The 13,033-nt window shown below is 63.1% G+C and carries 12 protein-coding genes; 8 read left to right on the top strand and 4 right to left on the bottom strand.

The window, feature by feature from the left end; all coding sequences use genetic code 11:
- Positions 1–51: 51 nt before the first annotated feature.
- Genes cobJ through cobG form a run of 4 tightly spaced genes read right to left on the bottom strand, consistent with a single transcriptional unit; the run spans position 52 to position 4,412 of the window.
- Complete coding sequence (gene cobJ / locus BMS17_RS29145; RefSeq protein WP_077432415.1) at positions 52–1,755, bottom strand: precorrin-3B C(17)-methyltransferase; 1,704 nt, start codon at positions 1,753–1,755, stop codon at positions 52–54.
- Positions 1,755–2,486 carry a precorrin-2 C(20)-methyltransferase gene (locus BMS17_RS29140; RefSeq protein WP_046033006.1) on the bottom strand — a complete coding sequence of 244 codons (732 nt, stop codon included), beginning with the start codon at positions 2,484–2,486 and terminating at the stop codon, positions 1,755–1,757. Before BMS17_RS29140 ends, cobJ begins: the two co-directional genes overlap by 1 nt.
- Positions 2,486–3,112, bottom strand: a complete 627-nt coding sequence (locus tag BMS17_RS29135; RefSeq protein ID WP_046033007.1) for a precorrin-8X methylmutase — start codon at positions 3,110–3,112, stop codon at positions 2,486–2,488. The genes BMS17_RS29140 and BMS17_RS29135 overlap by 1 nt, the downstream gene beginning before the upstream one ends.
- A complete protein-coding gene (gene cobG, locus BMS17_RS29130; RefSeq protein WP_046033008.1) occupies positions 3,105–4,412 on the bottom strand; it encodes a precorrin-3B synthase in 1,308 nt (435 codons plus the stop codon). The genes BMS17_RS29135 and cobG overlap by 8 nt, the downstream gene beginning before the upstream one ends.
- 144 nt (positions 4,413–4,556) lie before the next feature.
- Here cobG and BMS17_RS29125 point away from each other — a divergent pair, with 144 nt between their 5' ends.
- The 8 genes from BMS17_RS29125 to BMS17_RS29090 all read left to right on the top strand — a co-directional run bounded on the left by BMS17_RS29125 (position 4,557) and on the right by BMS17_RS29090 (position 13,001).
- Positions 4,557–5,768 (top strand): bifunctional cobalt-precorrin-7 (C(5))-methyltransferase/cobalt-precorrin-6B (C(15))-methyltransferase, encoded by a 1,212-nt coding sequence (locus tag BMS17_RS29125; RefSeq protein ID WP_046033009.1) that lies wholly within the window; start codon positions 4,557–4,559, stop codon positions 5,766–5,768.
- Positions 5,761–6,858, top strand: coding sequence for a cobalt-precorrin-5B (C(1))-methyltransferase (locus BMS17_RS29120; RefSeq protein WP_046033010.1), 1,098 nt, complete (start codon positions 5,761–5,763; stop codon positions 6,856–6,858). Before BMS17_RS29125 ends, BMS17_RS29120 begins: the two co-directional genes overlap by 8 nt.
- Positions 6,855–7,583, top strand: coding sequence for a cobalt-precorrin-6A reductase (locus BMS17_RS29115; protein WP_077432413.1), 729 nt, complete (start codon positions 6,855–6,857; stop codon positions 7,581–7,583). Before BMS17_RS29120 ends, BMS17_RS29115 begins: the two co-directional genes overlap by 4 nt.
- A gap of 305 nt (positions 7,584–7,888) precedes the next feature.
- The gene (locus tag BMS17_RS29110) at positions 7,889–8,287 is read left to right on the top strand and encodes a DUF2946 domain-containing protein (RefSeq protein WP_046033012.1); all 399 of its coding nucleotides are present in this window, start codon (positions 7,889–7,891) and stop codon (positions 8,285–8,287) included.
- Between the two features lie 48 nt (positions 8,288–8,335).
- Complete coding sequence (locus tag BMS17_RS29105; protein ID WP_077432412.1) at positions 8,336–8,815, top strand: copper chaperone PCu(A)C; 480 nt, start codon at positions 8,336–8,338, stop codon at positions 8,813–8,815.
- Positions 8,816–8,836: 21 nt separating this feature from the next.
- Complete coding sequence (locus tag BMS17_RS29100) at positions 8,837–9,292, top strand: DUF2946 domain-containing protein (protein WP_077432411.1); 456 nt, start codon at positions 8,837–8,839, stop codon at positions 9,290–9,292.
- Positions 9,293–9,376: 84 nt separating this feature from the next.
- Positions 9,377–11,494 carry a TonB-dependent copper receptor gene (locus BMS17_RS29095; protein WP_077432410.1) on the top strand — a complete coding sequence of 706 codons (2,118 nt, stop codon included), beginning with the start codon at positions 9,377–9,379 and terminating at the stop codon, positions 11,492–11,494.
- Between the two features lie 130 nt (positions 11,495–11,624).
- Complete coding sequence (locus BMS17_RS29090; RefSeq protein ID WP_077432409.1) at positions 11,625–13,001, top strand: PepSY domain-containing protein; 1,377 nt, start codon at positions 11,625–11,627, stop codon at positions 12,999–13,001.
- Positions 13,002–13,033: the final 32 nt, after the last annotated feature.

Here is a 13,033-nt window from a genome sequence, read left to right as displayed (position 1 = left end):
TAATTGAACAGCAGCCGATAGAGTGCGGCCTCAGAATGAGGCCGCTGACTATTATGACGTTGGCTTGTCGCCATACCAGCGCGGCGTATACACCCACTCGCCACCCTCGGCACGCGGGAACACACAGGTGGTGGAGGAGCCGATCAGCACCATCGTGCGCATGTCCACTTGATCCGGGGTCAATAGCCCCAGCGTGGTGACGCGCAAGGTCTGGCCCGGACGCCCGATGTCTCGTCCCAACACCACCGGCGTTTGCGCGGTGCGGTGTTGCGCGACGATCTCCAGTGCCCGCCCCAACTGCCAGGGACGCGAACGCGAGATCGGGTTGTAGAACGCCAGCGCCAGGTCCGCCTGAGACGCCAGGTCCAGACGTTTCTCGATGATTGCCCAAGGCTTGAGGTTGTCCGACAGGGACATCACGCAGAAGTCGTGCCCCAACGGCGCGCCGGCCTGAGCCGCGGTTGCCAGGGAAGCAGAAACACCCGGAAGGATCTCCAGATCAACGCGGTGCCATGTGGGCTCATTCGATTCGTGTAGCGCTTCGAGCACCGCGGCCGCCATGGCGAACACGCCGGGATCGCCGGACGAGACGACCACCACCGAACGCCCCTGGGCTGCCAGTTCAAACGCATGGCGAGCGCGCTGCATTTCCTCACGGTTATCGGTGCAGTGCAGCACCTGATCGTCGCGAAACGGCCCGGCCATGCGCACGTAGGTTTCATAACCGAGCACATCATTGGCACGCGCCAGTTCGGCCTTGACCGCCGGCACCATCAGTTCGGCGGCGCCAGGGCCCAGGCCGATCACCGCCAGACGACCGCGCGCACGACCGATCCGGGCGGGGTCCAGCGGTTGGCTGGCCACTGCAATAGCAAGACCCAAGTCTGCCGAAACGACGGCAGCGTCCGGCACGCTGTGGCGGGCCAGTTCGCCGACGCTGCCGCTGAACGTCGCAAAACGCAGCGGCACGCCCAGTTCAAGCGCCGCTTCACGCAAGGCCGGGTTGGCCATGTGCCGCTCGCTGGCCACCAGGCACGCCAGCGATTGCACGGCGATGTTCGCCTGATGCAGCGCCGCGCGAATCGCATTCGGCAGCTCCGCCACATCGCCATTCACCGCCACCAGAACGCTGCGCGGGTAGATCAGCAATTCATTAGCCGCAGGCAGGCGCTCGGCACTGCCGACGTGAATCGACAACTGCGCCTGCGGATCCTCGGGCAATTGCGCCTGCGCCAACCATGGCGCCGCGCCTTCGATGCGCACGCTCTGGCCGGCGAGTAAATCCGAGACAAAGCGTTTACCCAGTTCCAGATCACCCAGCGCGTAACCACTTGGCGGATTGAGCAGGCACGTGCCAAAGCGCAATTCACCGCTGGTGGTAATCGCTGCCGCAACGTCGAGACCGTCAGCGATCTCCCGGGCCATGACGTTCACACCACCGAGCCCGCCGAGCAGCGGCACCACGGCGCTGCCGTCTTCGGCCACCGCCAGCACCGGCGGCTCGGCGCCTTTTTCGAGCAACAACGGTGCGAGCGTGCGAATGACAATGCCCGCCGCACACAGGGCGATGATCGGCGTGTCCTGTTGATAGAACTCACGCAAGGTTGCGCCGAACTCGTGATAGACACGGTCTGCGCCTTCAACCCGTTCAGCCAGGCCGTGGATCAATGCGCCGGGGTAAACCTGCTGAATCTTGCGCGCGGTCGCAAGGCTGCCGTTGCCCAGAATGACAATCGCCGGAACGGGACGGGCCATCAGCCTTGCCACCGTTCGCCGGGCACGATAATCAGCGAGAAGTACGGCGAGGACATCGGCTCGACCTCATTGAGCGGCACTATTTTCTGATTGGCCATGGTCGCGCGTTCGACGTACAGCGCGCGGTCTGCCAGACCGAGTTCTTCGAGCACCTGACGGACCTTGGGGAAATTGCGCCCCAGCTTCATGATCACCGCCGCATCGGCATCGGCCAGCCGACGCTTGAGGTCGTCGTGAGGCAGCACACCGGACAGCACCGACAAACTCTGATTGCGGTACACCAGCGGCGCGCCCAGCACCGAAGCGCCGCCGAGCATCGAGCAGACACCCGGCACGACTTCGGCTTCATAGCGCTCGGCCAGTCGATCGTGCAGGTACATGTAAGAGCCGTAGAAGAATGGATCACCTTCGCAGATCACCGCGACGTCACGGCCCGCGTCCAGATGCGCGGCGAGTTCTTCGCCGGCCGCATCGTAGAAATCGCTGATCACTTGCTCATAGGACAGCGGTGCCGGCAATGCCTCGGTGGTTACCGGGTACACCAACGGCAGCAGCGTTTGTGCGTCTTGCAGATGCGCTTCGATGATGCCGAAGGCATTGCCCTTTTTGCCCTTGGCGACGAAGTACGCCACCACCGGGGATTCGCGCAACAGGCGCAGGGCTTTGACGGTAATCAGCTCCGGATCACCGGGGCCGACGCCCAGGCCAATCAAGCGTCCAGGTTGCTGCATCATTCGATCTCCGTGGCGAGGGCATTAACAGCGGCGGCGGCCATGGCACTGCCACCCAGGCGACCTTGCATGATGACAAACGGCACGCCGCGACTGTCGGCGGCGAGCGCGGCCTTGGACTCGGCAGCGCCGACGAAGCCCACCGGGAAGCCGAGGATCAGGGCCGGTTTTGGCGCGCCGGCGTCGAGCATTTCCAGCAGATAGAACAGCGCGGTCGGCGCATTGCCGATGACCACGACGCTGCCTTCCAGGTGCGGGCGCCACAGTTCCAGCGCGGCGGCGGAGCGGGTGTTGCCCAACTCGCGGGCAAGCTCTGGAACGCTGTCGTCGCGCAGTGTGCAAATCACCTGATTGTTGGCTGGCAGGCGCGCGCGGGTCACGCCTTCGCTGACCATCCGCGCGTCGCACAGAATCGGCGCACCGGCCGCCAGCGCATCGCGCCCGGCCTTGCCCGCGCCTTCGGAAAACTGCAAGCCGTCGATGGCATCGACCATGCCGCAGGCGTGGATCACGCGCACCGCGAGTTTCTCCAGGTCGGCGGGGATTCGTGCCAGGTTGGCCTCGGCGCGAATGATCGCGAAGGAGTTGCGATAGATCTCCTGACCGTCGCGTATGTAATCAAGCATCCAGGGGGCTCCGTGAGCGGTCGTCGAGCAAGGCTGCGACCGCTTCAATAGTAAGACTGCGGGCGTGCAGCGCGCCGAAACCGGGCTGTGCTGCATCGCGAAAATAGAGGTCGTAGCGACCGGCAGAAACCGCCAGCAAGGTGATCGGCGCCCGGTGCGCCGCCGCGCAGGAACGCGTGCAACCGGACAGATGAACGTTCAACGCATGCCCGTGACGTTGCAGCAGCGCCGCCAGTTGCCGGGCATCGCCCTTGGTGTCGGCCAGGCCTTTGCCGCACCCGGTCGAACCGGTGCAGGCAATCAGTCGGGCCAAGGCATCATCGGCCGAGCATTGCAGGCCCAGTTGTTCAAGACTGTGGATAACGTACGGCGCATCGACGCGCTGGACAGCGGGCAGCAACAGGCTTTGCCACGGGGTAAAGCGCACGCTGCCATCGCCCTTCTCCCGAGCCAGTCGGGCGACGCCCCGGAGCATGGCGGGGTCGAGGCGTCCCAGCGGCGGTACGGCGCCGACATACACCTGCCCGGGGTCACGCTGCGGATGAGCGCCGATGTGCAGGATGCCGGCACTCGCGTCACGCTGCCACTCGGTGACGGGCATCAGCGGAACGCGTTCGGCCAGATGCGCGAGAAACTCGTCGAGCGGACATTCGGCGAGCAAATGACGCATGCGCGTCTGATCCGGGCGCGCCCGTTCCAGAAACACTTCAAGCACCGCAACGACCAGCGCATGGCCCTGATCCAGCGCCACCGAACTGACGGGCACGTCTGTCGGGCAACCGGCCAGACCAAATGCCCAGCGCTGTTCGCCGTTCCACTCGACCGCAGAAAGCCACAGGTCATGCGGATGTTCGAGCATGGCCAAGGCTTCGCCGCCATCGAGTTGCACGGCAAATTTGGCGCTGAGGTCATGGAAGGGTTCGTGGTTTTGCAGGGTGGCCAGAATCTGCCCGGCCAACGGACGTGTGTCGATCAACATGTGCTGATCGATCCCGGCGCTCGGGCTGAGCATCAGGTTGCGCACATCATCGCCAGCGACAGTGCTCGGGCCCAGCCCGGCCGCCATCAGGCTGTCGATCAACGCCCCGTGCTGCGTACCGATCCCGCGAATTTGCAGGTTGGCGCGGTTGGTCGCCTCGATCACGCCGCCAGCAAAGCGCTCGGCTGCACAAGCCACCGCCTCAGCCTGATCGGCACTGATCGAACCGCCATTCAATTTGATCCGGCAGATACCGCCATCCAATGCCTGAACGATACGTAGCAACCCCGGGCAAGCCGAGGGGCGTAAGGCAGTGGACATCGGACGTTCGTTCAAAGGGGCGACTGGCTCTGTGGGAAAGGCGCTTCGCGGGCGAAGGCGCGGTATTATGCCTGCTTTGTCAGGCGGCATGAAAAGCCTGCCCGTCGGAACTGTCCGATTGCGAACTATTTTTGAGGGCTGCAGATGTCACCCTGGCTGACAGTAGTGGGAATCGGTGAAGACGGCTTCAAAGGCCTGGGCAGAAATGCCCGGCACGCGCTGCTGCGTGCTTCGCGGATTATTGGCGGTCAGCGTCAACTGGATTTGTTGCCCGTGTGCATTCGTGGCGAGCGGCAGTTGTGGCCGAGTCCTTTTTCCCTGGAGCCGATGTTGGCCCATCGAGGCGAGCCGGTGTGCGTGCTGGCCAGCGGCGATCCGATGTTCTTTGGCGTCGGCGCCAGCCTGGCGCGGCAAGTGCCGGCAGCTGAAATGCAGATTCTGCCCGCCCCCTCCTCCTGCTCGCTGGCGGCGGCGCGAATGGGCTGGCCCTTGCAAGAGGTCGTGACGCTGTCGGTGGTGGCCCGCCCGGTCGCCGCACTGAACGCCCATCTGTCCAGCGGCGTGCGCCTGCTGGTCTTGAGCAACGACGGCCACAGCCCTGCCGTTATTGCCCGGTTACTGCGTGAACGCGGTTTCGGTCTGAGCCGCCTCACGGTGCTGGAGCATCTGGGCGGTGAGGCCGAACGGCGCATCGAAGGCGTTGCCAATGACTGGAATGATCCGGCGGTCGCCGATCTGAACCTGATCGCCATCGAGTGCATCGCCGAACCGAACACTCCGCGCCTTTCGCGTCTGGCCGGGCTGCCAGACTCTGCGTTCAAGCACGATGGGCAACTGACCAAGCGTGATATTCGCGCCATCACCCTCGCGCGCCTGGCGCCGGTGCCCGGTGAACTGCTGTGGGATGTCGGCGCGGGCAGCGGCTCGATTGGCATCGAGTGGATGCGCGCGCACCCCGGTTGCCGTGCACTGGCAATCGAAGCCGATGCGGGTCGCCAACAGTTGATCGAATTGAACCGCGACGCCCTTGGCGTTCCCGGCTTGCAGCTGATCCGTGGCAGTGCGCCACAGGCGCTCGCCGGGCTCGAACGCCCGGACGCGATTTTCATCGGTGGCGGTGTCACCCGCGAAGGCGTGCTCGACACCTGCTGGGCACAACTCAAACCCGGTGGGCGACTGATTGCCAACGCCGTGACGCTGCAAAGTGAAATGACCCTGATGGCCTGGCGCGAACAGCACGGCGGTGAATTGACCCGCATCCACATTGCTCAGGCCCAGCCGTTGGGAGAGTTCGACACCTGGCGTCAGGCGTTGCCGATTACCTTGCTGGACGTGACGAAGCCCTGCGATGCGTGACGAAACCGCCGAGCAACCCGCCCCGCTGCGCAGCGGCCTGACCACCGGCAGCTGCGCCACCGCCACCAGCCTGGCGGCCGCACGCTTGTTGTTGGCCGGGATGAGTGCTGACGCGGTAGAGATCGTTTTGCCAAAGGGCAAGCAGGTGCAGATGCGCCTGGAGTTTTGTCGCCTGACGGACGACGGCGCCGAAGCCGGGACGATCAAGGATGCCGGCGATGACCCTGACGTGACCCACGGCGCCCTGCTGTTTACGCAAGTGCGTCTGAGCGCCGAGCCGGGCATACGCTTCAACGCCGGTCGCGGCGTCGGCACGGTGACTCGGCCTGGGCTGGTGCTCGGCGTCGGCGAGCCGGCGATCAACCCGGTGCCACGCAAAATGATCAGCGATCACCTGAGGTTGTTGGCCGAAGAGTTCGGTTACAGCGGCGGTTTCGAGGTCACCGTTAATGTCGAGGACGGCGAAGCCCTGGCGCTGAAAACCATGAACCCACGACTGGGGATTCTTGGCGGGCTTTCGATTCTCGGTACCAGCGGCATCGTCCGGCCGTTCTCCTGTGCGGCGTATATCGCCTCGATCCACCAAGGCATCGACGTCGCCAAAACCAATGGTTACCTGCACATCGCCGCGTGCACCGGCAACGCCAGCGAAGACACCATGCGCCGGGTCTACGACCTGCCGGAAATCGCCCTGATCGAAATGGGCGACTTCGTGGGCGCCGTGCTCAAACACCTGCGCAAAGTGCCTGTGGATAAACTCAGCCTGTGCGGCGGCTTCGGCAAGATCAGCAAACTGGCGGCCGGGCACATGGATTTGCACAGCCGGCACTCCAGCATCGACCTGCCGCAACTGGCGGAATGGGCAGCGGCGGTTGGCGCCGATAACGCGTTGCAACAGGCCATTCGCGAGGCCAACACCAGCCAGCAAGCCTTGGCCATGGCCAGCGCGGCAGGCATCGCGCTGGGTGATGCGGTGTGCCAGCACGCCCTGGATTTTGCTCGCAGCGTGGTGCCGGCGCAGGTTCAGGTCGAAGTGTTTGCCATCGACCGCCAGGGCGGGATCGTCGGTCATGCGGGGGCTTTTCAATGAAGCGCATTTTGCTGCTCGGCGGCGTGACGGAAGCCCTGGCCATCGCTCGAACCCTCGGATCGCAACACCTCTATAGCCTGGCCGGCGTGGGTCGCGTGCCGACCGATTTGACCTGCCAGGTGCGCGTCGGCGGCTACGGCGGCGCGGAGGGTCTGGCGCAGTTCATTCGCGATGAAGGCATTGACCTGCTGCTGGACGCCACTCATCCCTACGCCGCACAAATCAGCCAGAACGCCGCCACTGCCGCGCAGTTGACCGGCATCGCCTGCTGGGCACTGCGCCGTCCGGCCTGGCAACCTCAGGCCGGGGATGACTGGCGCGAAGTCGGCGACTGGGCCGAACTGATCGACGCCCTGAAACCCTTCCACCGCCCCCTGTTCACCCTCGGCCGCGAACCCTTGCAGCACCTGCACGAAATCCCGCCGGAGCAATTCTGGACCTTGCGTGCGCTGGACGTTTACCCCGGCAACGAGCGCTGCGAAGTGATCGGCGCACGCGGGCCGTTTCTGCTTGGCGATGAACGCGAGCTGTTCGAACGTCGGCAGATCGATGTGCTGATCAGCAAAAACAGCGGCAGCACCGCCACCGAGCCGAAGCTGGACGTGGCACGGGAGCGCGGGGTGCCGGTGATTGTCTTGAAGCGACCGGTGTTGCCAGGAGTTGATCGGGAGTTCGGGGTGGTGGCAGACGTGCTGGCTGCCCTGACAGCTGAGATCAACACATAACCCGTAGCAGCTGGCGAAGCCTGCGTCCGGCTGCGAAGCAGTCGTAAATCCTGCATCCACGGTTAACCTGAAAAATCGAGGTGCCTGATTTTACGACTGCTTCGCAGCCGGACGCAGGCTTCGCCAGCTGCTACAAAAAAATGCGTGATCGGCGCTGGACGGCACTGGCAATCTGAAATTCGCGACTATCATAAATTTATAGATGCATGGCACTGCGACACCACACCGCACGCCGCTTTTTTACTTATCGGCCCTGATCAGGCTAAATAGCCGCGCTTGATCTTCCACTCAACCGGATTTGTCCCATGTCCCGACATCGGCTTGCAATTGCCTGGATCGCCTGCTTCGCAGTGCTGTTCAACATGCTCGCCATGCCGATGAGCAACGCGATGGCACAAACGGCGAAATCGCCGGCCGAGCAGTTGTTGTGGGGCAGTTTCTGCACGTCCAGCGGCACCAAAATGGTGGCGATTTCCTTGGGCACGCTGGAGCAGAAAGCGCCGCAGAGCGACGATCATTCCAACATGCAGCATTGCTGGTGTTGTTCGGGTTCCGCGCCACTGGTGGCGTTGCCGGGGCACGAACCACAGTTGTACTTCGCACAGTTCGAATCCAATCGAAGCTTGCCCGCCACCACACTCGATACCCCTACACCGCGCCAGCAATGGCCCAGCCTCAACCCCCGCGCTTCCCCTCTGGTGTGATTCCTTCTCGCAATTGACCTGCGTTTTGAATCGCTCTGGAGAACTGCCATGTTGAACAAACTCATCGTTCTGGCCGCGTTGCTGCTGCCTGCCTGCTTTGCCAATGCCCACGAATATAAAGTCGGCGAACTGGAAATCGCTCATCCGTGGTCGCAAGAATTGCCGCCCAACGCGCCGACCGTTGCTGCGTATTTTGTGATCGACAACAAAGGCAAAACGGCTGACCGACTGCTCAGCGTTGACTCGCCCATTGCCGGCGAAGCCCAGTTGCATGAACACATCATGCAAAAGGATCTGATGAAAATGCAGCAGGTGCCGAGCGTCGACATCCCTGCCGGCGGCAACGTCACGTTTGCGCCGATGGCCTATCACGTGATGCTGGTAAACCTGAAAGACCGCAGCCTGCTGAGCGATGGCAAACACTTCCCGCTGACAATGCACTTCGAAAAAGCCGGTGACGTGACCGTCGAAGTCGCGGTGCAGAAGAAGCCACAGGAAGATACGCAGATGCACGCCCACGCCCAGTAATCGACTGAGCTGAACACGCCCATGCGCCCGCTTAGCGCCAGGTCATCCGCGTCACGTCGTCAGTCCTTGAGCCTGACGCGCGGCAGCTGGATCAGCCTGTTCGCCATGCTGATGATCTTTATCGGACCGCTGATTTCTCAGTCGATGCCGATGGATCAACGCGCCTCTTCAATGACCATGAACATGTCGATGGACATGAGCATGGACATGGATATGTCGGCAATGGAGCACGCCGACCACGGCGCGCAACCCACTGCCGAGCATTGCCCGCCTACCACGTCGCACCACGCGATCTGGGAAAAATGCGGCTATTGCAGCCTGCTGTTCAATTGCCCGGCGCTGACCGGCGGTGTTTCGTTTACCGCCTTCGATACCCCGCCAGCCCCCACGTTCACCACCCCGTCCACCCGCCTGGGCCACGCCCGGCAAACCGTCTTCCCCGGCGCCCGAACCCGCGCCCCACCCGTCGTCGCGTAAACACCCACCGCTGATTTCACACGGTTTAGAAGACAGCCAAAGGCTGCCGGCCGTGTCGTTTACGACTGTTCGATGGAAATTGTCATGTCCAGGTTTTCTGCTGACTCACGCTTGAGCGCTGCCCAAGCAACTTTCGCCCTGAACGAATCCAGTGTTCGTTTCAGGCACGCCACCGCATTGCTGTGTGGCGCCTTATTGACCCCGATGGCGATGGCTAATGAACACGCCGGCCACGCTGAAGAACTGAGCCCGACGGTGATCACCGCGATCGCCCCGAGTTCACCGCTGACCATCGTCACCAACCCTAAGGACCCGCGCCAACCCGTGCCGGCCAGCGACGGTGCCGACTACCTGAAAACCATCCCCGGCTTCGCCCTCGTGCGCAACGGCGGCACCAATGGCGACCCGGTGCTGCGCGGCATGTTCGGCTCGCGGATGAACATCCTCACCAACGGCGGCCAGTTACTCGGCGCCTGCCCCGGCCGGATGGATGCCCCCACCTCCTACCTTTCGCCGGAAACCTACGACAAACTCACCGTCATCAAAGGCCCGCAAACCGTGCTCTGGGGCCCGGGTGCTTCGGCCGGGACCATCCTGTTCGACCGTGAACCGGAAAGCTTCGGCGAACTCGGCTCGCGGGTGAACGCCAGCGTATTGGGCGGTTCCAACGGTCGTTTCGACAAAGTGGTGGATGCCGCTGCCGGTGGCTCGCTGGGGTACGTGCGGGTGATCGGCAACACCGCGCATTCCGACGACTACCGCGACGGCAACAACGACACCGTGCCGTCGCGCTACGACAAGTGGAACGGTGACGTCGTGCTCGGCTGGACCCCGGACGCCGACACCCTGCTGGAATTGACCGCCGGCAAAGGCGACGGTGAAGCGCGTTACGCCGGGCGCGGCATGGACGGTTCGCAGTTCAAGCGCGAAAGCCTGGGCCTGCGTTTCGAGAAGTCGAACATCGGCGACGTGCTGGACAAGGTCGAGGCGCAGATTTACTACAACTACGCCGACCACGTGATGGACAACTACACCCTGCGCACGCCCTCCGGCACCGGGATGATGTCCGGGCCGATGGCGTCGAACGTGGACCGCCGAACCCTCGGCGCACGAATCAAAGGCACCTGGCGCTGGGCCGACATTCAGTTGATCAGCGGCATCGACGCGCAAACCAGCGAACACCGCCAGCGCGGCAGCATGGGCATCGACACCTACAAAAACCTGCCATACACCGAGGACGCCGACTTCCACAACTACGGCGTCTTCGGCGAACTGACCTGGTACGCCGCCGACCGTGACCGGCTGATTACCGGCGCACGCCTGGATCGCGCGACGGTCAAGGATTACCGGCAAACCATCGGCTCGGGGATGATGACGCGCCCCAACCCGACTGCCGACGACACCCGCGCCGACACCCTGCCCAGCGGCTTCGTGCGTTATGAACATGACCTGGCTAACAGCCCGACCACCCTGTATGCGGGCCTCGGCCACACCGAGCGTTTCCCGGATTACTGGGAACTCTTTTCACCCAAGAACGGCCCCGCCGGCTCGGTGAATGCCTTCGATTCGATCAAGCCCGAGAAAACCACGCAGATCGACTTCGGCCTGCAATACAAAAACCAAGACCTCGAAGCCTGGGCCTCGGGTTACATCGGCAAAGTGCACGACTACATCCTGTTCAACTACACCCCGACCATGATGGGCACCACCTCTCAGGCACAGAACATCGACGCGCGAATCATGGGCGGCGAGCTCGGTGCGGCGTATCAACTGACGTCCAACTGGAAAACCGACGCCACCCTGGCCTACGCCTGGGGCAAGAACAGCAGCGACGGCAACGCGCTGCCGCAAATGCCGCCACTGGATGCGCGTTTCGGCCTGACCTACAGCGAAGACAACTGGAGCGCCGGGGCCTTGTGGCGCGTGGTCGCGGCGCAAAACCGCATCGACCTGAACAAGGGCAATGTGGTCGGCAAGGACTTCGGCAAGACCCCGGGTTTTGGCGTGTTCTCGCTCAACGGTGCCTACCGGATCAACCAGAACTGGAAGGTCAGCACGGGCGTCGACAACCTGTTCGGCAAGGCGTACGCCGAGCATTTGAACCTGGCCGGCAACGCCGGTTTTGGCTACCCGGCCAATGACCCGCAAGCCATTAAAGAACCGGGGCGAACGCTCTGGACCAAGGTGGACATGAGCTTCTAAAAGCATCGCGAGCAAGCTCGCTCCCACAGGAACACCACCGTCCATGTGGGAGCGGGCTTGCCCGCGATCGGTTGCGAAGCAACCGCAAACAAAACAACTAAAAGACCCAAGCCAAAGCGGAGCACACGTGATGAAACAGCCCAAAGTGAATTTCTACAACCTGGCCTGGCGCTGGCATTTCTATGCCGGTCTGTTCGTGGCGCCTTTTATGGTGATGCTGGCCCTGACCGGCACTCTCTACCTGTTCAAACCGCAACTCGATCCGTTGATGTACGGCAGCCTGATGAACGTCCCGGCCGGCCACCACACCGTGTCCGCCGATGACCTGCTCAAGCGCGTGAAAGAGGCTTATCCACAGGCAACGATCAAACAGTACCTGCCGCCGGTCAACGCCGAACGCAGCGCTCAGTTCGTCGTGATCAACGGCGGCACCGAATTGAACGTGTTCATTGATCCGTACCACGGCGACATCCTCGGTGAGCAAGACGCCAAGAAGAACCTGCAAGCCATTGCACGGGCGATTCACGGCGAGCTGATGATCGGCACCGTCGGTGATCGACTGATCGAAATGGCCGCCGGTTGGGGCATCGTGCTGGTGGTGTCCGGTGTGTTCCTGTGGTGGCCGCGCGGCCAGGCAGCGGGCATTTTGTGGCCGCGCCTGAGCAGTCGCGGACGTGTGCTGTGGCGTGACCTGCACGCCGTGACCGGTTTCTGGGGCGCGTCGTTGCTGTTGGTGATGTTGCTCAGCGGCATGACCTGGACCGGTTTCTGGGGAGAGAAATACGCAGGCGTCTGGAACGTGTTCCCGGCCGCCATGTGGGACAACGTGCCCAAATCCGATGAACAGGCCCGCAGCCTCAACACCGCCACGCGCCAGACCGTGCCGTGGGCGATGGAAAACACGCCGATGCCGATGTCTGGCGACCACGCCCAACACATGGCCCACGGCGGCACGCAAGCCGGCCCCGCCGCACCGACCATCAGCCTGCAAGACGTGCAGGACATCGCCGAGCAACGCAACGTCGAGCCGGGTTACAGCATCACCTTCCCGAAAACCGCGACGGGCGTGTTCACCATCGCCGTGTTCGCCGACGACCCGCGCAACGACGCCACGCTGCATGTCGATCAATACAGCGGTGAAGTCCTCGCCGATGTGCGTTTCGAACAGTACGGCACCGTCGCCCGCGCCACCGAAATCGGCGTGATGCTGCATGAAGGCAAGATGTTCGGCGTGGTCAACCAGATCATCGTCCTGCTGATTTGCCTGATGATTCTGCTCAGCGCCGTCAGCGGCGTGGTGATCTGGTGGAAGCGCCGTCCGCAAGGCAAGTTCGGCGTTCCACCGCTGCGCCACGACCTGCCGAAGTGGAAAACCGCGACGGTCATCATGCTCGCACTGGGCGTGATGTTCCCGCTGGTGGGGGCTTCCATGGTGGTGGTCTGGGCGCTGGACCGGGTGCTGCTGGCACGCCTGACTCGACAAACTGAAACGGGCCCGGTTGTCTGAGTAATGAACGGATACCGAACCGTGCAAGCAAC

This window comes from Pseudomonas sp. C9 (genome assembly GCF_002000165.1).
Lineage (GTDB): Bacteria > Pseudomonadota > Gammaproteobacteria > Pseudomonadales > Pseudomonadaceae > Aquipseudomonas.
The sequence above is the reverse complement of the archived record's forward strand: the minus strand, read 5'-3'. Positions and strand labels throughout refer to the sequence as shown.